The following is a 24,592-nucleotide window of genomic DNA, read 5'->3' as shown; positions in this document are numbered from 1 at the left end:
CGATGAACACTATTAAAGCGCTCAAGTTCTTATTTTTAGCCATATCTCTAGTATTGACTCCCGTAAGCATCACACACCTATTTAAGGAGTCAGTCATGAAAAGCAAACTCGCTATCAGCTTGGCACTAAGCCTATTCGCCGCAAACGCATTCGCTTTGCCAAATTCCAGCCCACAACCGCTGTTAACTGAACTGAAAGACGCCCCAGAGGTAATTAATATTCTGGACCCATTGGCTGAGAACGGTTCGTCACGTACTCCAGGCGCGAAATTTCGTGTCGCCGAGGGTGGCGCTCAGCGCACGTTAGATGCCCGCACCACTGGCTGATACTTGTGCTACGAGGCTAACCGCTAAATGACCAATAGAACCCAAACAGGCAGCGTCAAAGCTCCGAGAACGGTAGATAGAAATACCGTGGAGCTGACGCTGCGCACATCGTCCTGAGTTTTTGCAAAACCGAGAATATTCACCCCACTCGGGCATGCAGCCATCAACACCAGCACGCTTCGTGCGCCCTCATTCAGTTGCGGCAACAGGCTACTGAACCACCATACCAATGCCGGAAAAGCCATTAGCTTGATTGTCGTCAGAGCCAACACACTGCTGCTCGGACGCAAACGGAAGCGCGACAAGCTCGCCCCGAGAACAATCAACGCACAGGGCAATGCTGCCTGTCCCAGCCAGGTGACCATCTTCCACAGTGGTTCCGGCGCAGTCCAACCTGACAGGTTAAGCAACGCGCCTAGTAGCAAGCCAATAATCATCGGATTCGCCAAGTTCTTCAGCAGTGCTCGTACATTGACTTTTTCAGGGCTGCCGAACGCGGCATAAAAGCTCTGCATCGAAAACAGCGTCAGGCTGTGAAACACCAGAATGGCGAACAGATAAACCAGGCCGTCATGGCCCATCAAAGTAGTAACGATAGGGATGCCGACCAGCACGTTATTGGAGAAGGTCGCAGCCAAACCAAGCGGCGTCGCCACGCCACGCTGGCGATGGACGATAAAATTGACTGCGCAGAACACCACGACCACGGGTAAAAAATAAGCGAGCAGCAGTGTTATCGACAAACCATCAGCCAGTGGTGCCTTGGCAATGCCGGCAAACAATAACGTCGGCATAAACAGCTTGAAGGTGATATTGGCCAGCCCGGCGGCAGTTTCAGTACTCAACCACTGGCGCCAACCCAAAAGGTAACCAAGTACGATCAAACCAAAGATTGGCAAAATTGCGAGAACAGCTGGCATATCCCCAAGGCTCCTCAACTACTAGATAACCGCCTGACGCGCCCTGACGTGCCGAGCTAGAGAGCCTGCAAGCATACCTGCGGCGCACTCGACAACATAACAAATCGGCAACACAACTTCTAAAGCAATCTACAGTCATAAGACTGGTGAACTTAATAATAAATAACTGCTGATTTCGAAGGGAAACACCATGAAGAATAAAGTTCTAGGCGTTGCGTGCGCACTGACGGCTCTAGCTGTACTGTCAGGTTGCGCTGGAGACAAGCCTGAAAACCCGGTTGACTACTTCACCTTCAATGACCAGCCTCTGGTTAGGGATGTGGTAGATGACATGACTAAAAAGGAAGTGCTGCAGGTTGGCGGCCAACCCTCAACCGAGATCACCCGCAGTGTCGAACCAGGCACCTGTAACAACTACATCCTCAATAACGAGGGTCATCAGCAGCCCTACTACGTCAGTTTCAACTCGGCAGACCGGGTCGATGGCAAAGGTTTTATGAGCTGTCAGCAAATGGAAGAAAATGCACGTGCCCGCGCACGCGTCCTTGGTTACTGATCCGTCGCGATCTTAGCCCCGGGAAACCGTTTCATAGGTAATGCGTTTAATGCGCGCAGCAAACACAAGCACGCTAGAATCGACGCCCTTGCGAGCCATTTGTTAAAGTGGGCTGCAATCTTCCGGAAGTCTTAGCTGATGCAACCTCGCGCCGAACAAAAACTGCAAACCCGCCACGCTCTAATGGACGCGGCACGCAGCCTAATGGCGGGTGGTCGTGGCTTTTGCAGCCTAAGCCTGCGCGAAGTCGCACGCGCAGCTGGTATTGTGCCGACCGGCTTTTATCGCCACTTTCAAGATATGGACTCACTGGGTCTGGCGCTGGTTGCTGAGGTCGGCGAGACCTTTCGCAGCACCATTCGCAAGGTGCGCCACAACGAATTCGAACTAGGCGGCCTGATCGACGCCTCCGTGCGTATATTCCTTGATGCGGTTGATGCCAACCGGCCACAGTTTATCTTCCTTGCCCGTGAGCAATTCGGTGGCTCGCTGCCGGTGCGTCAAGCCATCGGGACTCTGCGCGGACGCATCATGGCTGACCTCGCTACCGACCTGGCGCTTATGCCTAAGCACCAACATCACGGCAGCGAAGAGCTTGAGCTGCTCGCCGACATGATTGTTAAAACGGTTTTTGCCACCCTGCCAGAGCTGATTGACACCCCACAAAACCCACTACCGGCTCACCTGCAGCCTGCTGCCAAGATGATTGAGCAACTGCGGGTAATATTCATTGGCGCAAAATACTGGCACGTGCCCGGCTCCCAACCGTTGGCCAGACACATCAGGCGCACCAAAGTGGCGCAATGAAATAATCCACGCACCAAATAAAACCTGTCTAACGCATCAAAAATCACCATAGCCTCGCTACAGCCCGCACCATTTCTGCGCTATACCGCATTGGCAAGCCCCTTGCTCTATAACGCTGAACTGTCCTGCTGGAACACAACGCATGCTGGTGATTCATCAACGTATCAAGCCCCAGGAAAAATGGGACGCAGAACTGCTGCTGACCTTTGAGGCTCGCAGTAAAAGCCGCCTACGCTGCTTCACGACAACCGGCGAAGACGTCGGCCTGTTTCTCGATCGCGGCCAACCGCCCCTGCACGATGGCGAATGCCTGCAAGCCCAGGACGGACGTGTAATACGCGTTGGTGCCCGTGCCGAACAACTGCTGCACGTTACCTGTAACAGCCCGTTTGAGCTGATGCGCGCGGCCTATCATTTAGGCAATCGTCACGTTGCCTTGCAACTGGGTGATGGTTGGTTGCGTCTGCCCGATGATTACGTACTCAAGGCCATGCTCGAACAACTTGGCGCCAACGTTGAATTGATCGAAGCGCCTTATCAGCCTGAGCACGGCGCTTATGGCGGAGGACATCATCACTCCCATGCAGGCGATGCCGAATTCAGCTATGCACCGCGCCTGCACCAGTTTGGTGTGCGCAAGTGAATAAAGCCTGGGCGCTATTGCGTTTAGCCAGCCCACAACTGCCTATCGGTGGCTACAGCTACTCACAGGGCCTGGAAATGGCGGTCGAGCAAGGCATCGTCAGGGATGCAACCAGCGCTCAACGCTGGATCAGCGATCAATTGCTGTGCAACCTCGCACGTTTCGAAGCGCCGCTATTGCTCGCCCACTGTCGGGCAGCAGAGCGCGATGACTGGGATGCCTTGAAATCGCTTGCGCAGCAGCACCAAGCCAGTCGCGAAACCCGCGAACTGCGCCTCGAAAGTCGGCAGATGGGTTATTCAATCCAACAACTCTTGCAAGGCCTGCCTGAACTGGATGCGCCGGCCCGTGAATTGTTCGAGTCACTGCAAGAGCCGGGGCTAGCGCTCGGTTGGGCCTTGGCTGCCCGGGCGTGGCAAATAGACTCGCAAGATGCTTTGGCCGCATGGCTTTGGGGCTGGCTTGAGAACCAATTGGCGGTGCTGATGAAAACCCTGCCACTCGGGCAACAAGCCGCGCAGCGCCTGACATCAGCACACTTGCCGGTGTTAGAGCACGCCCAACACCAGTGTAATCAAACTGAATCCGCTCATTGGGGCAGCGCCGCGTTTGGCCTTGCCCTTGCGAGCATGGCGCATGAGCGCCAGTACAGCCGACTATTTCGCTCTTAAAAGGAAACCCCAACATGAATAGCCAACCTTTGCGCGTCGGCATCGGCGGCCCGGTCGGTTCCGGCAAAACCGCGCTGACTTTAGCGTTGTGCCTGGCCCTGCGTGAACGTTACAACATCGCCGTGGTTACCAACGACATCTACACCCAGGAAGACGCCCAGTTTCTGGTGCGTAACGAGGCGCTGGCCCCTGAGCGAATCATCGGCGTAGAAACCGGTGGCTGCCCACATACAGCGATCCGCGAAGATGCCTCGATCAACCTTGAAGCGGTTGATCAGTTGAACAAGCGCTTTCCTGGCCTCGACATCATTCTGGTTGAGTCGGGCGGTGACAACCTGTCGGCTACTTTTAGTCCAGAGCTTTCTGACTTGACCATCTATGTAATCGACGTGTCCGCCGGTGACAAGTTACCGCGCAAAGGCGGCCCCGGCATCTGCAAGTCTGACTTGCTGGTGATTAATAAAATCGACCTGGCCCAACTGGTAGGCGCATCGCTCGAAGTCATGGACCGCGACACAAAAAAAATGCGCGGCGACAAACCCTTTGTCTTCAGCAACCAAAAGATTGGTCAGGGCCTCGAAGACATCATCGCTTTCATCGAACGCCACGGCATGCTCAACGCTGCCTGAATTGAATATCCACAAGGACGCTTATCATGAACATGCGTAAATCCCTGTTTAGCCTTGCCCTGTTCCTCACTCCCGCATTGGCTTTTGCTCACCCTGGCCATCACGAGTCCGGGCTGATGGCTGGCCTGACCCATCCAATATTTGGCCTTGACCATCTACTGGCCATGCTCGCTGTAGGTTTGTGGGCTGCGCAGCAACAGGGCGTAGCGCGCTGGACCCTGCCGGTAACCTTTGTCAGCAGCATGCTGCTCGGCGGCGTACTGGGCTTTAACGGTGTCGAGATGCCCCTGATGGAAACCGCAATCGCCGGCTCAGTTCTTGCGTTCGGCGTGCTGGTTGCCGTTGCTGCCCGCCTGCCAGCCGCCTTCGCCCTGACGCTCACTGCGGTCTTTGGCCTCAGCCACGGCATTGCCCATGGCCTTGAACTGCCTGCCCTGACGAGCCCTGCAACCTACGCCATTGGTTTTGTTGCAGCCACCGCAGCACTGCACGCCAGCGGTTATGCCGTTGTGCGCTTCTTGCCACAGGCAGCAGCACCTCTGGTACGCATTGCTGGCGCAGCCTCCGCGCTAACCGGTGCCTGGTTGCTTGCCAGCTAGTCCCAGCCGGCCTAACGCCACTAAACCTACAGCCGCGCGGCTGTAGGTTTTCCTCAGCAACACGCGCAACTGTGCTCTGGGTCGTCATCCACATAGTATCGGCTCTGTCATAGTCAGCCTCCCTAATGTGATAACTCAGACCAGACGGAATAATCATGCTGCGCGTCGTCCGCTTTCTAATTGCTCCCACGTTGCTTGTCGCCATCACCCTCACCGTGCTGACGCTAACTAGCAAGCCTGCACAAACGCCAAAAGTACTCAGTTCACTTGGCTCGCAACCTCTGGTTATTGCCCACCGTGGCGGCCGCGGATTGTGGCCAGAAAACAGCCTGTTCGCCTTTCAGCGCGCCAGCTCATTGGGTGTGGATATGCTGGAAATGGATGTGCGGCTAACCAGCGACCAACAGATCGTGGTTATTCATGACGATAGCGTCGACCGGACCACGGATGGCGAAGGCCTTGTGGACAGTTTTACCCTGGAGCAACTGCAACAGTTGGACGCAGGCTACAATTGGACTGCCGATGGTGGCCAGAGCTATCCATATCGCAATCAAGGCATCGTTATTCCGCAATTAGAAGCCGTACTGCAAGCCGAGCCAGCAATCGCCAAGGTCATAGAATTGAAGGTTGCTGATAACGCCCTTGTGGACAAACTGTGCCAAAGCCTGGAAGCCTATGCACAGCGCGACCGGGTGATTATTGCCAGCTTCTATGAATCGAGCCTGCAGCGGCTGCGTGAACGTTGCCCCGGTGTAGCCACCTCAGCCAGCCCCAGCTCAATACGCTTATTGCTTGCCATGAACTGGCTAGGGCTAAGCAGCGTACTTTCCCCGTCTTATCAGGTACTGCAGATTCCCCCACGCCACAGCGGAGTTGAGCTTGCCAGTAGCGCATTGTTCGAGTCGGCTAAAGCACGTGGCCTGAGCGTACAACTGTGGACAATCAACGAGCAGCCAGTAATGCGCAAAATGCTGAACCTCGGCGCTCAGGGTTTGATTACCGACTATCCAGACCGTGCCCTGCAGTTATTAGGGCGTCCTACACGCATTAGCGCACTCAGCGAATAAGCTAAGAGCTCGCTGCTTATATCTGCTCAAAAAACGTACAACTTCGGCCACGCTTAGTCTTACGTGGCCTACACCGCTTAGCACGCAGGTTATCCACAGAACCACACACAGAGAACTGGGATAACTACGCGCACCTGATCGCCAAGCCACTGAAATAGTTGAATTATTTCTTGACTATCAAGGCTTGAAGGCAAGCCAGATTTGCGCCAAAACAGCTGTTCAAAAAACAACCAACAGCTGTTAAGGCCTGATTTCATTGGCCTGCAACAATGCATACAATAGTTATCAACAAGCCTACCCACAGTAGTCGTGGACAACTGTTCCTGCCGACATCAACCCTATCTCAACTTATATAACTCACTGATTTGCTTATTTAATCAGTGTTGATCAAGAAACGTACAGGACGCCGTAAGCTTAGTCTTGCAAGGCTCCCACGACTTAGCACGCAGCTTATCCACAGAATGCTGCACAGAGAAACTGGATAACTGTGCACACCACCTACGACAGAGCCTCAAATAACTAAAGAAAAGCTTGACTATCTGGCCTTTGGCGCAAGTTTTATGGCCCGGAAAACAACTGATCAAAAAACAACCAGAACTTGCAAAAGCCTTATTTCATTGGGCTTCAGCGATGCATACAAGAGTTATCAACAAGCCTGCCCACAGTAGTCGTGGACAACTGTGGATTATCGTTACGCTATTCATTTAGTTGTTATTAACTCACTGAGCCAGCTATTTAATCAGTATCGATCAAAAAACATACACTTCCCTGCGCCCCTAGTCTTTCGTGGCTTCTACTGCTTAGCTCGCAGCTTATACACAGGACACTCCACAGAGAAGTTGGATAACTGTGCATAGCAACCTCTGCACAAACTGAAATAGCTAAAGATTTACTTGACTCTGCACAGTAAAAACCAATGAATTTACCCGGCGAAAACGCTGTTCAAAAAACAACCAACTCCCTGAACGTCAAGTATTTAGAAGCCTGTAGCAATGCATACAATAGTTATCTACAGGGCTACCCACAGTAGCCGTGGACAACTTGATACGCTGAAACAGCAAGTGGATAACTCATTCAAGACTTACACACATCAAATAGCCAATAAGCTGATCAAAAAACACACAACCACCGCAAACGCCCGATTTAACTGGGCTGCAGCGGCATACGCCCATGTTACCCACAGCTCGTTCCACAGTCTTTGTGTGCAACTGTGCTGAAAGCTATCACTGCGATCAATTCAATCAACAAGCCAATCCCAGTTGCCGAGCCTAAGCTTGCTCTATCAGCCAGGAGCAAGATTATGAATAACCAACAGAGCCACCTCAGTCAGTTGCTACAAAGCCTGCTTGCCGCCTATGCCGGTGGAAATAGCGGGGCTAGCGTCGACTAACACTGCACAGCCTTGGTCTTGCCCAGCCAGAACGGCTAACCTGAGCAGCTAATTGTTCAGGAGTCATGTCATGAGTCTGCGTTCGATCTGTGTGTTCTGTGGCGCGAGTACCGGGGCCAATCCGGTCTACCGTGAAGCAGCAATAAAGCTTGGCCAACACCTTGCCAAACACAATATCCGTCTTGTATACGGCGGCGGTGCTGTCGGCCTGATGGGAGTTGTGGCAGACGCTGCAATGGCGGCTGGCGGAGAGGTGATCGGCATCATTCCACAGAGCCTGAAACGCGCAGAAGTTGGCCACCAAGGTCTTACCCGGCTGGAAGTGGTTGATGGCATGCACGCGCGCAAAGCACGCATGGCTGAGCTTAGCGACGCCTTTATCGCACTGCCCGGCGGGCTTGGCACTCTTGAAGAACTATTTGAAGTCTGGACCTGGGCGCAACTTGGCTACCACAACAAGCCGCTGGGCCTACTCGACGTAAAGGGGTTCTACAGCAAGCTGGGAGATTTTCTCGACCAGTTGGTAGAAGAGCAGTTTGTGCGCGCCAATCACCGCGCCATGCTACAACTCAGCGAAACACCCGGTGAACTGCTAAAGCTGCTGCAAAACTGGCAACCTCTGGAAGCGCCGCGCTGGCAGGACAGCAAGCCGAACTAAGACTCTTACTAGATCACTGCGCCCCGTATTCAAACGGGGCGCGACGATTAGAGGCTGTCGGTAGCCAAGCCTGCGTACAGACGAGTCATCTCATTGAGCTGACGGAACATCGAGTCTGCATTGATCGCAACAATGGTTGGCACAAAATCCTTGGAGGAAAGCGCCTTGCTCGCGAACTGCCACTTAGCATCGGTCTTGCGCAGCGCTTCGGCAATCTCCGGATTAGGTGCTTTGCTGGCCTGAAGTTCCTGCATGATGCTGCCAAACTCCTTCACGGACGCATCAAACTCGGCATCCAGGTTCGCTGCCGTCACACCCCAGGCGCGAGCCATGTAGAACATCGCTGTGCGTTGGGTCAGCACACGGTTCCAGCCGCTGCGGTTGATTGCGTGAGAGGCTGCGTCACCGTTGTGCTTCTCTAGCAGATCGACCATCTGCTGGCATTCCTTTACCAGCTTCTCGGCCGTGGCCAACACAAGCGCGGCTTGGGCCTTATCCGGTTGCGCAGTGATCAGTGGCTTGTATTCAACCCAGATCGCCTCAACCTTCGCCAGAGAGGCGCGGATCTCATCATCTGGGGCGTAGTCTTTAAGTTGCTGATGATGCTTCTCGAACAGCGCAATACTCTCGTCCCGCTGGCGCGTGGCAGACGTCACCTTCACATCGGAGCCGATCATCATGTAATCCTTGGCGATAATCTGCCCAAGGCTGCGCTGCAGGCCAGCCATATTCATCGCTTCCAGGGTCGCCATCTGTGCCCAGCTTGCAAAGCTGATCAATAGACTGCCGCCGAGCAGCAACGCACGCATAAAACCTTTCATATACAAGAAATTCCTTACTTCGCCTTCAAGCGAACATCAAAAGAACATCGATCACAACGCAAGCGAGGGCGCTATGAGGACAGAGGACGCTGTATTGTTCTTATGAAATGGGCGTGCGTGAATGCAAGGGGATAAACATTCCGTCGCCAGCAGCGGGCGGGCATTCTAATTCATCACAGTGCCAGCAATTTGCTACTGTTCACAAAGTTTGAAAGCACTGGTGAGATTTCAGTGGAGCCAATCGGCACCCAAGATAATCTCGGGCTGACCCGCCCCACTTGCAGCTACTTCCGGGGCATCAATCAATGCCTCAAGCAGCAAGTGGAGTTAGCAGCATCCCTTCTCAAGCCAAATTACTGAATGCGCAAAGTTACGCATACCGTGGTGCATTACTCGCGGCTGGGGCAACTTGAGCCAGCCGCTCAGCTTCCTGGATTTCTTTAAGTTCACGCCACTCGGCCATCAGCCCAGCCATATCCGCGCGTTGAGCGTGCTCACCAAAAACACTCTGCAAGGTGACCACTCGTTGAGCTTCTGCCAGTAACCGGGCACGCACTTGATTGAGCTTTTTGCTTTGTACAGCTTGCAATGACTTCGCTTCGGAGATGCCGTTGTTATACATCGCCAGCAATTCTAAATCGGTTTTGCGATAAAAGCGCATATCGTTGCGCGTCGCACGCTTGAAGCTGAGGAAAGAGTTGGCTTGCCAAGCGTTTACTTGTTGCTCGACTTGCTTGATCTGCGGTTCTAAGTCTTTAAGTTCTTGCGGGGTAAACAAGGCACCCTCACGCTCGGTCGCACTGGCATACCAGCGTACAAGTGTGGTCAATCCTGCCCGGCTATAACCTGTGTCACTGGAGTGCTCAAAAATACCAATTGCTTGCCTGATAAACCCACCGCGTTTGGGCATATCGCCTTCCAAACTTATACGTCCTGCAAACTCGGCGCAGGCCTGCTGATCAATAGACTCACACCCCGGCTGCCAAAGAATCGATGCCTCACTGCCGCCCTTGGGTTTACGCGGCATATAGTGACGCTGTTGCCCATGGTGCTCGTAGTTATCACCTTCAAGGTTGATCAGGCCACCCAGCAATAAACCTGCGCCAACTGGCGGCGAACTGAACAATACAACAGTACCCGCCAGTGCGACTTTCCACTCAGCGTCCATCCAGGTTGTTGGCAAAGAAGGCACCGGATCATTGTGGTTAACCAAGCGATGGTGAGTCAGCGCGCTGGCACCGGTAACAAAGCCTTGATCCCCTGCACGAGGGGAGCCGAAGGTGTAAAGCAACACATCAGGTGCTACTGGCAAGCGCCTTATGTACTCAGCGAGTAACAGAGCGATCGCGCCACCCAAGCTGTGACCGCAGACAATAATTGTCTGTTCTCCTGTATAGAATGCGTCGAGATAACGCTCAACAAATGGTTTTACGGCTAAAAACGCATTATAAAAACCTCGGTGTGCTTGTCCTTCACCTTCTGCATAGGGCACTTGCCGGGCGTCCATATCGCGCAGCCCATCGGCCCCACTAGCTGTGCCCCTTACAGAGATTAAAACTACCTTGTCATTGTGAGTAATAAGCGCTTGGCTTTCAGTCTCTCTTTCAAACAGAAAATGTACATCTTCGGGGTTTTCCCACCCTTCTGCTGCCTCTTCTGTATAAAGCGCAGGGTCATAAGGCATCACCTCTAAGCGCTTTGAGTAGGGCACCTCTTCATAAAGCAAGTTGTAAGGGCCTGCATCATTAAATTGCTGGGCTTTTTTCAGTGCAGCCAGCTGCTCACGCAACACATTGCCAATAGAACCTTGTTGCTTATAGGGAGGCGGCGCTGACTTATAAGGGTCAACTTCAGTGCTAAAGGGTGCATAGACAAATGTGGTCATCACCGCCAGATGATAGGCGTTTAATGCGCAAAATCCTTTATCTCGAGATAATAATGGGCTGTAGGCACGTAGTGCCTTTACTTCAAATACATGGTGCTGGCAGGGTTGTAAAACCACGCACTTTTCAGTGGCTGAATTACTGGCCTGCACTACCTTAACTGAGGGTTTAGGCCCCCACACGGAATCAGCATCAGGAAGATGTCCGGTATGCTCGGTAAAATCACGAACTTCAATCCGGTAAAACTTTGCACTTTCCTCAGCAGCACGCTGTTCAGCCAAATAGGTTTTTTGGTTTGCCGAGCGCGGCCCTAACTTAGTTTGCTCTGCTGCTGCCTGCAGAGCAGAAATTTTAATTTTGAATTTTATCCGCTCAGAAAGTAATTTATACCAATCATCAGTCCCTTTGTATTTACCAGCAAAGCCTACAGCAAATAGTCCTGCCTGCAAGCCTTCTAATTTCATATAGCCATCTGAATCTAGCGCTCCGCTATACTGTTTGCCGGCGGAGTCTTTAAGCGTATATACAAGCCCTGCATAGGACTCGCCATTTCCAAATTCATCTAGTAGGCGCAAGCTCACCCAGGATTTACGCTGCGGACAATTAAGCATCTCAACTTTTCTATAATCAGTCATCCGTGACTACTCCGTACAATTTGGATAGTAAGTACAGGTTTTATCACCCATTTTAAACGTTCTAAACTCAGGAGGTGTTTCACACCACGACCACGTGCCAGACTCAGTTTTCTTTTCCGCGCATGGTCGCCAGCCCTGTGGAAATTTAATCCATGTATCACCAGTCGCAGGTTCTTCCTCCGAATTCTCATTAATATTTATAGTCAAAATTTTACCCGGGAGAGTTTCAGTAACAACATAGGCACCATCACCAGTGCAGTTTAAAAGCTTACTTAATTCGCCAAATATTTTACTCATTTGAAATAGCCACGTACACTGAGCTTCTTTGACTAACTCACCCTGCGCATTAAAGTCAGGGGCTTTGGCTGGCAATTTATCAACAACCCTTAAGCCGCCATTATCATAGGTTTGCTGCCAGTCCTTTTCTCCGTACCGACCTGTCGTATAGAGCGCCACCCGCGCAAGTGTTAGCGTACATAAGCCTTTGTGATAATTAACAGGGATTTTAAACTCATAACTGTGTGGGGCTTTATCCTGTGTACTTTTATAAGTATTTCCATCACCGCGTGCGCTGCATGCACCATCGGTTGAACCATAATAGGCTTCGGCTTTTATTTTAAAGTTGGCGGGCAGCGTACCGCGCAAAGTAAAGGTGTCCGCCCCATCAAATGAAACAAGGGATAACGCCCCCTCCTTTGCTGCATCGCCCGCAAGGCTACAACTCGCCAGAGTAAAACCACTGATAAAAATCAATAAGCCACGTTGCAAGCGATAAATAACGTTCAATCTGATGTACTCCATAAACAAACTGAGTGATGACACAGGTGCAATTACTCGGATCGCAAAGCTGCGCTCAAAACATCTACACAACGGCCATAATGTTGTGCAGCAGTTTCGTCATCGCGTCGGGGCCAAACCGATAGACCCGCTGTAGTGGGATGCATTTTGTGAATAAGCAAGAACTCAAGTTGCGTAGGTTCACTCCAGCCCCAGGCTTTTGCTAATTGCAATTGCTCATCCAGCCAAGGGTCGAGGGGTTGGGTTTCAATTAGCGCACTGGTTGCGTGAGGATGTTCTTCCCACAACCATTGCTTGAGGTTGTGGCGGACGATGGCATCGGTTACTGACTCTGGTTCAGCAATATCCAGCCAGGGAGTCGCAAAAGGCTTGGGATAAAAGTCAGGCCTCGGATTATCAAAAGCGACCCACTTTTCTGCGTCCCAGCAAATTGCGCTGTCCATTAAGCCCAGTAGCAATGGACGCTGCGCAGCTTCTAACGTGCTTAAGTGATGGGCCATGACGCGGTTATCTTGTAGGCGATACAGCGAGCGCTGAGCACCATCTTCAATCAAAGCGCGGTCCAGCCAATGCTGGGTATGCAAATTGAGATCAGTTTGCGTAGCACTCGCTATCCACCCCCAATTGTTTTCAGGCGTTGTCAGCAACTCTTTGACCAAGTTTATTTGCTGCCCGCTCAATCGCACCAACCAAGGGCTAGCGTCAATAAAGCCTGCCAGCGCACTACTCGCATAAACCCGCGTGTAGTCGTGCATGACATCTGCCCCAAACAAGTACTTGATAGGATCTGGGTCAGCCATGCTGTCGATCACTAATATGAATTCGCGCTGCTGCCGTCGCTGCTCAATCAGCCAGTCATTCACCACTGTGTTCATGAGGCAACGCCGGTTTCACAGACACCTCCAGCACACGCCTCGCAGATAGGACAACGACTAGCGCCGACTTGGCGAGCCGTTAGCGCCATGGGCAACTCCCCCGGCATCGCCTGATCCGCTGGCTGGCCGATTTTAGGCAGCAGCAAGGCAATCCCGGAGCCGACGCCCGGGGCGCCGCCGGAGTTGATTTTGATGGTTGCGCCGCTGAAGGTGATGCCGCTTGGGTCGACTTTGACAAAGCTGCCGCCACCTTTGGCGGTCAGTTCCATGCCTGCATCGATGACGACTTTGCTACCCGCGTAATAATGGATTTCTGTACCGGCTTCGACGAACTGGCCCACGCCTACTTTCGCATGTTGGGTCACGCCGACATTCAGGTGATCGCTGGCGTCGACCGAGGTCTTGCGGTCGAGGTGGGTCGTGCGTTGTTCTTCGGCTTTGAATTCGCTGTAGCTGTTGGCTTCGACTGTGTCGTGACGCTCGTTGCCGACACGGATTTTCTGGTCGTTTTCGACCCGCTGATCCCAATCGCGCTGGGCGTGGACGAAGATTTGCTCCTGACCGGCCTTGTCCTCAATGCGCAGCTCATTAAACCCACCACCGCCAAGGCTGCTGTTGGTTTTGAAGGTGCTGCGGGTTTTATGTTCAGGCAGCGCATAAGGCACGGCGTTTTCTTTGTGATACAGGCAACCGCTGACGATGGGTTGGTCGGGATCGCCCTCGAAAAAACTCACCAACACCTCCATGCCGATGCGTGGGATGGTCACGGCGCCATAGGCGTTACCTGCCCAACTGTTACTTACGCGCAACCAGCAACTGGTTTGCTCATCGGCCTGGCCAACACGATCCCAGAAGAACTGAACCTTGACCCGGCCGTATTCGTCGCAATGAATCTCTTCGCCTTTGGGGCCGGTGACAATCGCTCGCTGCGCGCCTTGGACCTTGGCTTTGCGATGTTTGAGCGCCGGGCGGAAAGGAATGTCCCACGGGGTGGCGACAAAGCTGTTGCGATAGCCCTGGGTGAAGCCGTCTTCAGCCTTAGCATCGCTGCTGACCGACTCTTCAAGCACCTGTGGCTGACGGCCTTGGTGCTCGACGCTGTGGATCAGCCACAAATCGTTGTATTGCGCGCGCGGATGGTTGCTCAAGCTGAGGAAACTGCCGCTGAGCAGGCTTGCATCACTGCGCCCGGCAGCCACTTCGTAACCCATGCGCAAGCGCTCCAGCGCACGCTTGGCCAGGTGCTTACCGCGCGCACGCTCGGTAAAACGCCCCGGATATTCGTAAACCTCAAGTTCTGGCAAGAACTCGGCTTGGTATTCACCGTCGAGAGTTAGCTTGGGCTTTTCAAAGTTGTAGTCACGGAAGCTGGCCGCACTGCTGCGGGTTTCCAAGGTGACCAACAGCGACTTGATCACCGCATTGGCCGCGGCCATGCCACTGTCGGGGTGATAGGCCAGGGGCGCAAGCGTGGGGAATACTGTTTGGTCATCGCCAAACACCAGCACATGGCTGTCGGCACTGTGCTGGAAGTGGAAGCTGATGCCTTCTTCTTCGCACAGGCGCTGAATAAAGTGCAGGTCGGTTTCGTTATACTGCACGCAATACTCGCGCTCAGGATAGACGTACGGCCCAAGCTGAAAGCGATAGGCATCCGCTTGGATCCCGTTCTTGTTGAGCACATCGCTGATGATTTGTTGCACGGTCATGTGCTGGAAGATGCGCTGATCGGTGCTGTGCATCAAATACGCGAGCTGCGGCATGAGGCTGATGCGATAACGGGTCAGCCGTTTGCCGGAGTCGCCCTGCTGCGCTGAATAAATAACCCCATGGACGCCCTTCTGCTCAGGTCCAAAGCTTAGGTAGGCGGGCTGATTGATTAAGCCATTGAGGTCAAGATCAGGCTTCTCGCTAACCAGTTCAATGTCGAACTCGTAAGGTTCATTGAGCGCCTCAGAACCGTCGAACTTGAGCACTTGCAAGTCTGTGGAGAAACCTGAAACTGTCAGCGAAATATGCGCTTGATTGGCATCCATCGTGCCGAACCTCCGTCCATGGTTTATATAAGAGGCCCAAGAGTGCCGTACGCAACGCCATAGGACAATGCTTACGTGTCGTTAGCTTGCAGTACTTCAACAATATGGGACTAAAACACATCCAACGGATGCCACAACGTTTTAATACTTAAGCCCAAGCGCTTGCTGGGCTATGGTATTGCCCAGATACTTCAAGCCTCGCAGACTAAAGGAATCACTTGCATGGCAGGCAGCAGCCTTTTAACCCTTTTGGATGACATTGCAACCGTGCTCGACGATGTGTCGTTGATGACCAAGGTGGCAGCCAAGAAAACCGCAGGTGTATTGGGTGATGATTTGGCACTCAATGCCCAGCAGGTGAGCGGCGTACGCGCTGACCGGGAGCTACCCGTTGTATGGGCTGTAGCCAAGGGCTCGATGCGCAACAAGTTTATTTTGGTGCCAGCCGCCTTGGTCATCAGCGCCTTAGCGCCTTGGGCCGTTACCCCGCTGCTGATGTTCGGTGGTGCTTTTTTATGCTTTGAGGGCTTCGAGAAGCTGGCCCACAAGTTTCTGCACTCAAAGGAAGAAGACCAGCAAGAAAAAGCCGCGCTGCTTGAGGCGGCGAGCAAATCACCTGAAGAAGTAAAAGCATTCGAGCGAGAAAAAATAGGCGGTGCCATTCGCACCGACTTTATTCTTTCCGCCGAGATTATTGCGATTACCCTGGGCACGGTCGCTGGGGCACCGCTGACACAACAGATTATCGTGGTAGCAGGCATTGCGCTGGTGATGACCATTGGCGTCTATGGTCTGGTCGCGGGCATTGTCAAACTCGATGACGCCGGGCTTTATTTGAATCAGCGCGAAGGAGAAGGCTTGTTCACCCGCGCCACGCGCAGCTTTGGTCACGGCATTTTGGTCGCAGCGCCGTACATGATGAAGAGCCTTTCGGTTATCGGCACCGCTGCGATGTTCCTGGTCGGTGGCGGCATTCTCACCCACGGTGTGCCAGCGGTTCATCACTGGGTGGAACAGACATCCGAGCACCTGGCCGCCAGCTCTGGCATCGAACTGATGAGCAGTGCAGCACCGGTGCTGATAAACGGTGTAGCGGGGATTATTGCGGGCGCGATCGCGCTGGTGGTTGTAACGCTGGCGGGCAAACTGTGGAAGGCCGTAAAAGGCTAAGGAATTGCTAACGCTGCCGCTCGCAGGCATTTGTAGGGAGGGCAACGCGCAGCTTGCCCTCCGGATGAGCCAATCGTCCAAGTCCTCGCAGGCCCCAGTGGCGGATAAAATAGGTTATCCGCCCTAGTGCTTACAGGCTCACCCAGCCTTAGACTCAACTGGCTTGCTGCATGATCACCGTTTGCGCTGGCATTGGCGCCGGGAAGCCCGCCTCGCCCAAAGCATCCTTGATCATCTTGTTGGTGTCGAAGTACACCTGCCAATAGTGGTCAGTGTGACAATACGGTCGCACTGCCATCACTGGCCCGACCAAGTTGAACTCAAGAATCTCAACTTCAACCGCAGGCTCGGCCAGCACATTATCAATCCCAGAAATTCGCTCCTTGAGTAGCGCTGCCGCCGCTTTATAGTCGGCGGCACCTGAAAGCTGAGCTTTGAGGTCTACCCGGCGGAATGCGTTGTGCGAGAAGTTCTGGATGTTGTCGCTGAAGATCTTATTGTTGCCCACCAGCGTCAGCACATTGTCTGGAGTATTGATGGCGGTGACGAACAAGCCAATCTCGGTAACAGTCCCCGTTACACCGCCGGCACAGATAAAGTCGCCGACCTTGAACGGCCGCAAGATGATAATAAAGCCGCCTGCTGCAAGATTTGACAGCAAGCCTGACCAAGCCATACCGATGGCCAGGCCAATCGCGGCGATCAACGCAGCAAACGTTGTGGTCTGCACCCCGAAGAAGCCGAGGATACCGATCACCAGAAGAATATTTAGGGTTACCGTGATGAAGTTGCCGACGTAGCGCAGAACAGTCGGGTCAACATGCTGGCGCCCCAGGCCTTTTTGCACCAAACCTACTGCAAAGCCAATCAGCCAGCGGCCAATCACCCAGAAGGCGACAGCTGAAAGGATCTTTATGGCAAATGCGGCGCCGTACTGCGTCACCAGGTTGTACAACGCGTTCATTTTTTCCGTGCCAACATTAACGATGGTTGTATCGTCCATGGTCGTGCTCCATTAAGGAATAGGTACAACAGTCCTTAAAAAAGCTAGCACGCGGAAAAAAACTTGCTGGAATATTGCATCAGGCCTGCGCGATCGCACCGTCTTCCGTGAGCGGCAGCACTGTCACCTGCACATCCGGGTCATGGTTTCCGCCACCAAGAATCACACCATGCAATGGCGAGACATCAGCAAAATCACGCCCCCAAGCCAAGGTAATGTGCTCAAGCGCTGGTCGGATGTTATTGGTCGGATCAAAATCGACCCAGCCCTGACGCGGGCAATACACCGAAACCCATGCGTGAGAGGCATCTGCCCCGATCAATCGAGGCTGTCCCGGTGGCGGCTGCGTCAGTAAATAACCGCTGACATAACGAGCTGCCACGCCTTGCGAGCGCAAACAGGCGAGCATCAGGTGTGCAAAGTCCTGACAAACCCCGCGCCGTTCTTCAAGCACTTGTAGCAACGGCGTTGCCACCTGCGTGGCCACTGCGTCGAAGGTAAACTCAGTGAATATTTTGCTCATCAACGCTTGGGCGGCCAGTAGCAGCGGTTTGCGTGGAGGAAAGCAATCTGCCGAATATTTAGCGAAATTATGCTTCACCTGGACAAAAGGCGACTGAAAGCGAAACTTGCTGGCCTCAAGCAAATCAGCGGAAAGCGGCGCGGCGCGGTAACTCAGTGCTGCACAGGCATCCTCCCACGCAGGCGAGTCTTGCAAGGCAATAGTCGGACGAGCCAATACATCCAAACGCATCTGTGCGCTGACTTTCAATGAGTCATGTGGTCGTTCAAAAACCAAGCGTGTCAGCGGGTTGCCAAATACATCCAGGCCCTCGTGACGCATGCATGGCTTAGGACTGACTTCAAGCTGGCATTGATGCTTAACCTGCCAAGCACAATCGCGCGGCACTAAGTGCGCCAATTGTTGCGCAAGTGAGACCGGAGCCGAGTAGCTGTAATGCGTATCGTGAATAATCTGATAGCGCGCCAACTTTACCTGATGTGCTTCACTGGGCATCTGCTTTGCACTCATGACGACTGCGTCCGCTGGCTGGCATCAACATGCGCGAAGAAGCGCAGCGCCAACTGATCAGAGGTCTCCGCGCTGGCTTGAGCGATGGTCTCAAGCAACTGCGCCAAACCATTCAAAACCGCACGCACACTGCTGGGTCCAAACAAAGAGTTCTCCAAGGAGGCAAGACCAAAACCACTGAGCTGACGCTCCAAGCCAGCCAGTCGTGACGCGACAGGTAGGTCGAAGCGTTCGGCCAATCTCGCCTGCGAGTGAAGCAGGGTTCGCAGTTGAAACAACACCGCGTGCGGATTCTGATCATCCAGTAACAGCAGATCCAGAACCGGTATCAACTGGGCAGTCGCAAGGTAGCGGGTACGGTAGGTGATACTGCTGTTACCCAAGTCGAGTAACCATTCCAGAGCAGACTGATCATCAGCCATTGGGCTGCGAATAAAGCTGGCAATACTCTCGCTCATAAACTGCAGGCGCTCGATGCAGCGACCGATCATCAGGAAGCGCCAGCCGTCATCACGGGTCATATCGTCCAAGGCAAAGCCTGAAAGCGCTGCCAGCGACATCACCAAACCATTGAGGAAATCCAGCGCTTCACCAAAGTCAGCCTGCTGAACCTCAAGCTCCTGTGCCTCCATTTGTAGTTCCAGTAAAGCCTGCCAGTTAGCCTGAGAAAGTTTGCCGCGCACGCTACCAGCAGTCCAAATCAGATGCTGTAAGTTTGCCCGCAGGCTAGCCGGCCACTCATCACCAAGCAAAGCCTGTTCGAGCCTCTGCTCCAAGCTGTCGCCGTCTTCGGCAGACGGCAGCAAACCCCGGCTCTCACCCAGATTCAATGCAGCGTCGAGCGCACGCGGGTCGCCATCATCGTCGACATAGCGTGACAGCATGATCCGCAACAAACGCGCATTGTCTTCGCAGCGAGAACTATAACGGCCAAACCAGAATAGGTTTTCAACTATCCGCGAGGGTAAGTAAGGGTCACTGCGCACCAGATCGGCAACACCTAAAGGTCGAGCGCCCTGCCAGGATTCGCTGTCATGGTTGCGACTGCCCAACACCCAAGTGTCTTTGCTGGCGCCGCCACGTTGCATTGATCCAACGTCCGCATCCCCTTGCGCAACAACCCGCGTCAGCCCACCCGGCATTACCCAATATCCGTTTGGCCCAGCGACAGCGAACACGCGCATGCCTATGGCGCGCGATTGCAAGCAGCCCTTTTCACTCTGCCAAACCGGCGCCAACGAATGCTCTGCAACTTCTTGCGCAACGTAGGCGTAAGGCCTGTCCTTAAGGCGTTGCGCTAGCGCTTCTCGCTGCGGCCCATCAAGATCTCCTGCAAATACGGAGGTGAAACTTTGTGAGGGGAAACTGGGGCGAATCAATAATTTGGGTAGCTTATTGAGCACCTCTTCAAGCACCGCCTGCTCTCCGCACCACCAACTGGCGATGCTCGGCAGCAATAAAGGCTCACCCAGTAATTTTTCACTGATGGCTGGCAAGAAGCTCGAAAAACCGGGTGACTCGAGTACACCGCTACCTAATGCATTGGTGACCAGCACACGTCCCTGACGCACTGCATCGAGCAGACCAGGCACACCAAGTGCCGAGTCGATGCGCAGCTCCAGCGGGTCACAGAAGTCATCATCCAGACGACGTAAAATCGCATGGACTCGACGTAATCCGGCCAAGGTTTTCAGGTAAACAGTGGCATCGCGTACGGTCAGGTCAGTGCCTTCAACCAATGGATAACCTAGTTGCCGGGCAAGATACAGGTGCTCAAAGTAACTTTCGTTGTGTCGCCCCGCAGTTAGCACAACCACCAACGGCGTTTCGCCATCAGCTGGGGCTTGCCGAGCGATGGTTTCTTGCAATGTGCGAAAGAAGCTCGCGAGGTGCTGCACACGCATATCTCGGAAGATATCGGGGAATGCGCGTGAAACAATCTGCCGATTTTCCAGTACATAGCCTGCGCCAGAGGGAGCCTGAGTCCGGTCAGCGGTGACCCACCAACGACCATCCGGGGCGCGCACCAGATCAACTGCATAGATGTGCAGATACGTGTCGCCCGGCACGTCGATGCCTTGGCAAGGCCAAAGGAAGTTATTGTGGCCAAAGACCAACTCGGGCGGAAGCAGACCATCGGCAAGCAAGGTTTGCGAGCCGTAAATATCAGCCAAAACCTGATTGAGCAGGCCAGCACGCTGCGCAACACCTTTGGCAATTACCTGCCATTCATCTGCAGCGATCACATTCGGCAGCAGGTCCAATTCCCAAGGCCGATCTGCGCCATCGGGGTCGGCATACACGTTGTAAGTGATGCCGTTTTCTTGAATTTGCCGTGACAGCAGATCCTGACGTAGCTGCAACTGAAACGGCGTATTGCGCTGCAATTGCTCGACGATGCGCCGCCAATGCGGGCGAACCTGCCCGTCGGTATCGAGCAGTTCATGGTAAACCGCATCATTGGGCGAAAAATCGGCAAGTAGGTCAGCCATCAAAATCTCGGGCAGTCATTTACATGCGCAAACTTTAGCATTTGCGCGTCGTTAGGTTTGAGGCTTGTACAGAATTCAGCAACAGACATGCGCCTGCTTAACCAGATGCGCCCTAGCTAGAAAGACGACGCTGGCTGAAATCATTGCGATTGGCCTGAAAAACACTCAGATCCCAGCAACCGACCTGAGTGTTTTGCATATATCTAAAGTTCAGACCTGCCTATACGCTAGTCTTTGCGGCCTGCTGGGCTTAGCCGCAGATCAAGAGTCATCGGCAACTCACCGTTTGCAACCACCGGCATTGGCACACGCTTACCCGGGCTATGGCCGAGCCTGAAAAAACGCGCTAAGCGCCGGCTTTCAGCCTCATATGCATTAACCGGCAGGGTTTCATAATTGCGCCCCCCCGGATGGGCAACATGATATTGGCAGCCACCCAATGAGCGATTCATCCAGGTATCGAACACATCGAACACCAATGGCGCATGCACGCCAATTGTCGGCTGCAAACAGTTGGCAGGCTGCCAGGCACGATAACGAACACCTGCGACATACTCTCCCACCTTGCCGGTTGAGTGCAGCGGCACAGGCACGCCATTACAAGTAATCACATAGCGATCCGGAGCCATGCCGCGCACCTTGATCTGCATGCGTTCAAGGGATGAGTCGACATAGCGGACAGTGCCGCCTGCCGTGCCTTCCTCGCCCAATACATGCCAAGGTTCAAGCGCCTGACGCAACTCCAAGTCGATGCCTTTGACATTAAAGTCACCGGCTTTCGGGAAGCGGAACTCGAAGTGCGGCGCAAACCACTCGGCGCGGAATTTGTAGCCATCTGCGCCCAACTCCTGCAATACATCATTAAAGTCTTGCTCAACATAATGCGCGAGCAAGAACCGATCATGCAGCTCAGTGCCCCATCGCACCAATCTTGCAGGTTGATAAGGTTGCTTCCAAAAACGCGCGATCAAGGCACGCAGCAACAACTGCTGTGCCAAGCTCATTTGCGCATGGGGCGGCATCTCAAAGGCGCGTAGCTCCAGCAGACCGAGGCGTCCCGAGGCGGAATCTGGTGAATAGAGCTTATCGATGCAGAACTCGGAACGGTGGGTGTTACCGGTAACGTCGACCAGCAAGTTACGCAGCAAGCGATCGATCAGCCACGGTGCACAGTCTTTGCCCGGTTCGGGCATTTGCGCAAAGGCAATTTCCAACTCATACAGCGCATCGTTACGCGCCTCATCCACACGGGGCGCTTGCGATGTCGGGCCAATGAACAAACCCGAAAACAGATACGACAGCGACGGATGATTGTGCCAATAGCTGATCAGGCTTCTTAACAAGTCAGGGCGACGTAAAAACGGTGAGTCCGGCGGCGTCGCACCACCCAGAACGAAGTGATTTCCGCCCCCGGTTCCGGTGTGACGACCATCAATCATGAATTTTTCGCTACTCAGGCGACACTGGCGCGCTGTCTCATAGAGAAACTCCGTGCGTTCGACCAGCTCATCCCAGCTCGCAGCCGGATGAATATTGACCTCAATTACGCCCGGGTCTGGGGTTACCCGGAAAAACTGCAAGCGTGGATCATTTGGCGGCTCATAACCCTCAAGTACCACTGGGCAATCAAGCTCAGCGGCAGTTACTTCAATGGCTGCCACCAGCTCTAAATAATCCTCAAGTCGCACCAATGGCGGCATAAACAGGTACAGCCGACCTTCACGTGGCTCTGCACATAAAGCGGTGCGCACAATATCGTCGGCCGAGGTGTTCAACTGCGGACGCTTTGCCGGAGCCTTTTGACCGCCTTGCCACACGCCGCGCAGTTGGCTTTGAACCTGCGCAGCTGCTGGCAAAGGCGCCAAGCGCTGCGAAGGATCGACTGGATTCACATAGGGATAATCAGCTTTGCTGACCCAAGGCTGAGACTCCAACGGCAAGCGGTAACCCAATGGCGAATCACCGGGAATCAGCCAGCAATGCTCCTCTCGCAGGTACCAACTGCCGGTCAGCCACTCGGTTTCAGCGGCGTTACGCGCCAATGGCAAGACATGACCGATGACCTTATCCAGACCTTGCTGAAAAACCTTGCGCAAGCGCTCGCGATCCAATGGATCAGCCAGGCGTGGGTCGTCCGGCGTAAGGTTGCTGGGCAACTTGCGCTCACGCCACAAGTAGTAGAAACCATCTTCATACGCAGGGAAACGGTGCTCTGCCGAAATACCCAGGCGCTTGGCAAGCGTCTGCAAAAACGTCGCAGCAAGCGCTTCATCCGCACCGTAATCACGATGTTCGTCAGCATACAGCTTGGCATCGCGCCAAATTGGTTGACCGTCACGCCGCCAGAAGCAATTCAACGACCAACGCGGCAATTGCTCGCCCGGATACCACTTACCCTGGCCAAAATGCACCAACGCATGCGGCGCGTAATGCTCGCGCAGCCGATGGAATAAATCAGCCGCCAGTAAGCGCTTATTCGGCCCCAGCGCCGCGGTATTCCATTCAGCATCATCTGGATAATCAAGCGCCACAAACGTCGGCTCACCGCCCATGGTCAAACGCACATCAGCGTCTTTAAGCTCAGTGTCTATCTGTTTACCAAGGCTATTAATAGCCAGCCACTGCGCTTCGCTATAGGGTTTGGTGACACGCGGTGCCTCCCAGATCCGTTCGACGCGCATTTCGTGAGAAAACTCGCACTCACATTCATCGACCCCGCCACTTATGGGCGCAGCTGATGACGGTTCAGGGCTGCAAGCCAATGGAATATGCCCTTCGCCAGCAAACAAGCCGCTGGTAGGGTCCAAGCCAACCCAGCCCGCACCTGGTAAATAAACCTCGCACCATGCGTGCAGATCAGTGAAGTCGACATCAGTACCCGAAGGCCCGTCCAGCGACTTCACATCAGCCGTGAGCTGAATCAGATAACCTGAAGCAAAGCGCGCAGCCATACCCAGTTGGCGCAACAGTTGCACCATCAGCCAAGCGGTGTCGCGGCATGAGCCCGAGGCATTTTTAAGCGTTTGCTCAGGTGTCTGTACCCCCGGTTCCATCCGGATCAGATACTTGATATCACCCGCCAGGCGCTGGTTGATCGCCACCAGAAAATCAATGCTCGGCAGCGGCTCGCGAGAAATACCCGCCAAGTATTTATCGAACAGCGGCGTACCTGGCAAGGTCACCAGATACGGAGCCAGCTCGCGCTGTTCGCTCTCGGTGTAGTTGAACGGGATTTTTTCCGCGTAGGGCTCCAGAAAGAAGTCGAACGGGTTGAAGACCGCCATCTCAGCGACCAGATCAACCTCAACTTTCAACTCTCGGGTTTTCTCCGGGAACACCAAGCGCGCGAGGTAATTGCCCTGTGGATCTTGCTGCCAGTTGATGAAGTGCTCGCCCGGCTCGACGCTCAGCGCATAAGACAGCACCCGGGTCCGGCTATGCGGCGCTGGACGTAAACGCACAATTTGCGGACCTAGCTTGACGGCTCGGTCATACCGGTAATGGGTAACGTGATGTAATGCGATATGGATCGACACAGCGGGCCTCCTGCTTGCCTGAGCGATAAACACGCTGCGCAAAA

20 protein-coding genes are annotated in these 24,592 nt (G+C 53.9%); 10 read left to right on the top strand and 10 right to left on the bottom strand.

The genetic code is table 11. The annotated features are described in order from the left end of the window. Window positions 1-95 precede the first annotated feature (95 nt). Window positions 96-326: a hypothetical protein gene (locus ACN0UH_RS15720; protein WP_417662938.1), complete on the top strand. Its 231-nt coding sequence runs from the start codon at window positions 96-98 to the stop codon at window positions 324-326. A 23-nt stretch (window positions 327-349) separates the two neighbouring features. Here the strand turns inward: ACN0UH_RS15720 and ACN0UH_RS15715 are convergent, their stop codons facing one another. Further along, entirely contained in the window at window positions 350-1,246 is an 897-nt protein-coding gene (locus ACN0UH_RS15715) for an AEC family transporter (protein ID WP_417662937.1), read from the bottom strand. A 190-nt stretch (window positions 1,247-1,436) separates the two neighbouring features. Between ACN0UH_RS15715 and osmE the strand changes: the two genes are divergently transcribed. From osmE to ACN0UH_RS15675, 8 genes are all read left to right on the top strand, one after another. After that, a complete protein-coding gene (osmE, locus tag ACN0UH_RS15710) occupies window positions 1,437-1,802 on the top strand; it encodes an osmotically-inducible lipoprotein OsmE (protein WP_417662936.1) in 366 nt (121 codons plus the stop codon). 138 nt (window positions 1,803-1,940) lie between these two features. Next, window positions 1,941-2,609 carry a TetR family transcriptional regulator gene (locus ACN0UH_RS15705; protein WP_417662935.1) on the top strand — a complete coding sequence of 223 codons (669 nt, stop codon included), beginning with the start codon at window positions 1,941-1,943 and terminating at the stop codon, window positions 2,607-2,609. A 142-nt stretch (window positions 2,610-2,751) separates the two neighbouring features. After that, window positions 2,752-3,252 (top strand): urease accessory protein UreE, encoded by a 501-nt coding sequence (gene ureE, locus ACN0UH_RS15700; RefSeq protein ID WP_417662934.1) that lies wholly within the window; start codon window positions 2,752-2,754, stop codon window positions 3,250-3,252. Further along, window positions 3,249-3,923: an urease accessory protein UreF gene (locus tag ACN0UH_RS15695; RefSeq protein WP_417662933.1), complete on the top strand. Its 675-nt coding sequence runs from the start codon at window positions 3,249-3,251 to the stop codon at window positions 3,921-3,923. The genes ureE and ACN0UH_RS15695 overlap by 4 nt, the downstream gene beginning before the upstream one ends. 14 nt (window positions 3,924-3,937) lie before the next feature. Beyond that, on the top strand, window positions 3,938-4,552 hold the full coding sequence (gene ureG, locus ACN0UH_RS15690; protein ID WP_417662932.1) for an urease accessory protein UreG: 615 nt from the start codon (window positions 3,938-3,940) through the stop codon (window positions 4,550-4,552). A 26-nt stretch (window positions 4,553-4,578) separates the two neighbouring features. Then, on the top strand, window positions 4,579-5,151 hold the full coding sequence (locus ACN0UH_RS15685) for a HupE/UreJ family protein (RefSeq protein ID WP_417662931.1): 573 nt from the start codon (window positions 4,579-4,581) through the stop codon (window positions 5,149-5,151). Window positions 5,152-5,306: 155 nt separating this feature from the next. Next, window positions 5,307-6,218, top strand: coding sequence for a glycerophosphodiester phosphodiesterase (locus ACN0UH_RS15680; RefSeq protein ID WP_417662930.1), 912 nt, complete (start codon window positions 5,307-5,309; stop codon window positions 6,216-6,218). Window positions 6,219-7,678: 1,460 nt separating this feature from the next. Next, entirely contained in the window at window positions 7,679-8,266 is a 588-nt protein-coding gene (locus tag ACN0UH_RS15675; protein WP_417662929.1) for a TIGR00730 family Rossman fold protein, read from the top strand. A 47-nt stretch (window positions 8,267-8,313) separates the two neighbouring features. Here the strand turns inward: ACN0UH_RS15675 and ACN0UH_RS15670 are convergent, their stop codons facing one another. From ACN0UH_RS15670 to ACN0UH_RS15650, 5 genes are all read right to left on the bottom strand, one after another. Next, a complete protein-coding gene (locus ACN0UH_RS15670) occupies window positions 8,314-9,087 on the bottom strand; it encodes a type IV pili methyl-accepting chemotaxis transducer N-terminal domain-containing protein (RefSeq protein ID WP_417662928.1) in 774 nt (257 codons plus the stop codon). A 370-nt stretch (window positions 9,088-9,457) separates the two neighbouring features. Continuing rightward, window positions 9,458-11,605: a lipase family protein gene (locus tag ACN0UH_RS15665; RefSeq protein WP_417662927.1), complete on the bottom strand. Its 2,148-nt coding sequence runs from the start codon at window positions 11,603-11,605 to the stop codon at window positions 9,458-9,460. Between the two features lie 6 nt (window positions 11,606-11,611). Beyond that, window positions 11,612-12,391 carry a hypothetical protein gene (locus ACN0UH_RS15660; protein WP_417662926.1) on the bottom strand — a complete coding sequence of 260 codons (780 nt, stop codon included), beginning with the start codon at window positions 12,389-12,391 and terminating at the stop codon, window positions 11,612-11,614. A gap of 44 nt (window positions 12,392-12,435) precedes the next feature. Then, on the bottom strand, window positions 12,436-13,278 hold the full coding sequence (locus tag ACN0UH_RS15655) for a DUF4123 domain-containing protein (RefSeq protein WP_417662925.1): 843 nt from the start codon (window positions 13,276-13,278) through the stop codon (window positions 12,436-12,438). Beyond that, window positions 13,275-15,314: a type VI secretion system tip protein VgrG gene (locus ACN0UH_RS15650; protein ID WP_417662924.1), complete on the bottom strand. Its 2,040-nt coding sequence runs from the start codon at window positions 15,312-15,314 to the stop codon at window positions 13,275-13,277. The genes ACN0UH_RS15655 and ACN0UH_RS15650 overlap by 4 nt, the downstream gene beginning before the upstream one ends. A gap of 222 nt (window positions 15,315-15,536) precedes the next feature. Here ACN0UH_RS15650 and ACN0UH_RS15645 point away from each other — a divergent pair, with 222 nt between their 5' ends. Continuing rightward, window positions 15,537-16,484, top strand: a complete 948-nt coding sequence (locus ACN0UH_RS15645; protein WP_417662923.1) for a DUF808 domain-containing protein — start codon at window positions 15,537-15,539, stop codon at window positions 16,482-16,484. 154 nt (window positions 16,485-16,638) lie between these two features. On the opposite strand, the gene ACN0UH_RS15640 is transcribed toward ACN0UH_RS15645, so the two are convergent. The 4 genes from ACN0UH_RS15640 to ACN0UH_RS15625 all read right to left on the bottom strand — a co-directional run bounded on the left by ACN0UH_RS15640 (window position 16,639) and on the right by ACN0UH_RS15625 (window position 24,548). Further along, entirely contained in the window at window positions 16,639-17,487 is an 849-nt protein-coding gene (locus tag ACN0UH_RS15640; RefSeq protein WP_417662922.1) for a mechanosensitive ion channel family protein, read from the bottom strand. A 79-nt stretch (window positions 17,488-17,566) separates the two neighbouring features. Then, on the bottom strand, window positions 17,567-18,520 hold the full coding sequence (locus ACN0UH_RS15635; RefSeq protein WP_417662921.1) for a transglutaminase family protein: 954 nt from the start codon (window positions 18,518-18,520) through the stop codon (window positions 17,567-17,569). After that, on the bottom strand, window positions 18,517-21,012 hold the full coding sequence (locus ACN0UH_RS15630; protein ID WP_417662920.1) for a circularly permuted type 2 ATP-grasp protein: 2,496 nt from the start codon (window positions 21,010-21,012) through the stop codon (window positions 18,517-18,519). The genes ACN0UH_RS15635 and ACN0UH_RS15630 overlap by 4 nt, the downstream gene beginning before the upstream one ends. Window positions 21,013-21,239: 227 nt before the next feature. After that, window positions 21,240-24,548 (bottom strand): DUF2126 domain-containing protein, encoded by a 3,309-nt coding sequence (locus ACN0UH_RS15625; protein WP_417662919.1) that lies wholly within the window; start codon window positions 24,546-24,548, stop codon window positions 21,240-21,242. Window positions 24,549-24,592 lie beyond the last annotated feature (44 nt).

The organism is Pseudomonas sp. (assembly GCF_048265905.1).
Classification (GTDB): Bacteria; Pseudomonadota; Gammaproteobacteria; order Pseudomonadales; family Pseudomonadaceae; genus Aquipseudomonas.
Note: the sequence above shows the minus strand (reverse complement) of the source record. Positions and strands in the feature narration are given on the sequence as shown.

Excerpts from the sequence above, each read along its gene's own strand:
- ACN0UH_RS15715 (WP_417662937.1), bottom strand. The coding sequence starts at position 1,246 with ATGCCAGCTGTTCTCGCAATTTTGCCAATCTTTGGTTTGATCGTACTT.
- ACN0UH_RS15640 (WP_417662922.1), bottom strand. The coding sequence starts at position 17,487 with ATGGACGATACAACCATCGTTAATGTTGGCACGGAAAAAATGAACGCG.
- ACN0UH_RS15635 (WP_417662921.1), bottom strand. The coding sequence starts at position 18,520 with ATGAGTGCAAAGCAGATGCCCAGTGAAGCACATCAGGTAAAGTTGGCG.
- ACN0UH_RS15630 (WP_417662920.1), bottom strand. The coding sequence starts at position 21,012 with ATGGCTGACCTACTTGCCGATTTTTCGCCCAATGATGCGGTTTACCAT.
- ACN0UH_RS15650 (WP_417662924.1), bottom strand. The coding sequence starts at position 15,314 with ATGGATGCCAATCAAGCGCATATTTCGCTGACAGTTTCAGGTTTCTCC.
- ACN0UH_RS15685 (WP_417662931.1), top strand. The coding sequence starts at position 4,579 with ATGAACATGCGTAAATCCCTGTTTAGCCTTGCCCTGTTCCTCACTCCC.
- ACN0UH_RS15645 (WP_417662923.1), top strand. The coding sequence starts at position 15,537 with ATGGCAGGCAGCAGCCTTTTAACCCTTTTGGATGACATTGCAACCGTG.
- ACN0UH_RS15720 (WP_417662938.1), top strand. The coding sequence starts at position 96 with ATGAAAAGCAAACTCGCTATCAGCTTGGCACTAAGCCTATTCGCCGCA.
- ureG (WP_417662932.1), top strand. The coding sequence starts at position 3,938 with ATGAATAGCCAACCTTTGCGCGTCGGCATCGGCGGCCCGGTCGGTTCC.
- ACN0UH_RS15665 (WP_417662927.1), bottom strand. The coding sequence starts at position 11,605 with ATGACTGATTATAGAAAAGTTGAGATGCTTAATTGTCCGCAGCGTAAA.
- ACN0UH_RS15705 (WP_417662935.1), top strand. The coding sequence starts at position 1,941 with ATGCAACCTCGCGCCGAACAAAAACTGCAAACCCGCCACGCTCTAATG.
- ureE (WP_417662934.1), top strand. The coding sequence starts at position 2,752 with ATGCTGGTGATTCATCAACGTATCAAGCCCCAGGAAAAATGGGACGCA.
- ACN0UH_RS15655 (WP_417662925.1), bottom strand. The coding sequence starts at position 13,278 with ATGAACACAGTGGTGAATGACTGGCTGATTGAGCAGCGACGGCAGCAG.
- ACN0UH_RS15675 (WP_417662929.1), top strand. The coding sequence starts at position 7,679 with ATGAGTCTGCGTTCGATCTGTGTGTTCTGTGGCGCGAGTACCGGGGCC.
- osmE (WP_417662936.1), top strand. The coding sequence starts at position 1,437 with ATGAAGAATAAAGTTCTAGGCGTTGCGTGCGCACTGACGGCTCTAGCT.
- ACN0UH_RS15670 (WP_417662928.1), bottom strand. The coding sequence starts at position 9,087 with ATGAAAGGTTTTATGCGTGCGTTGCTGCTCGGCGGCAGTCTATTGATC.
- ACN0UH_RS15680 (WP_417662930.1), top strand. The coding sequence starts at position 5,307 with ATGCTGCGCGTCGTCCGCTTTCTAATTGCTCCCACGTTGCTTGTCGCC.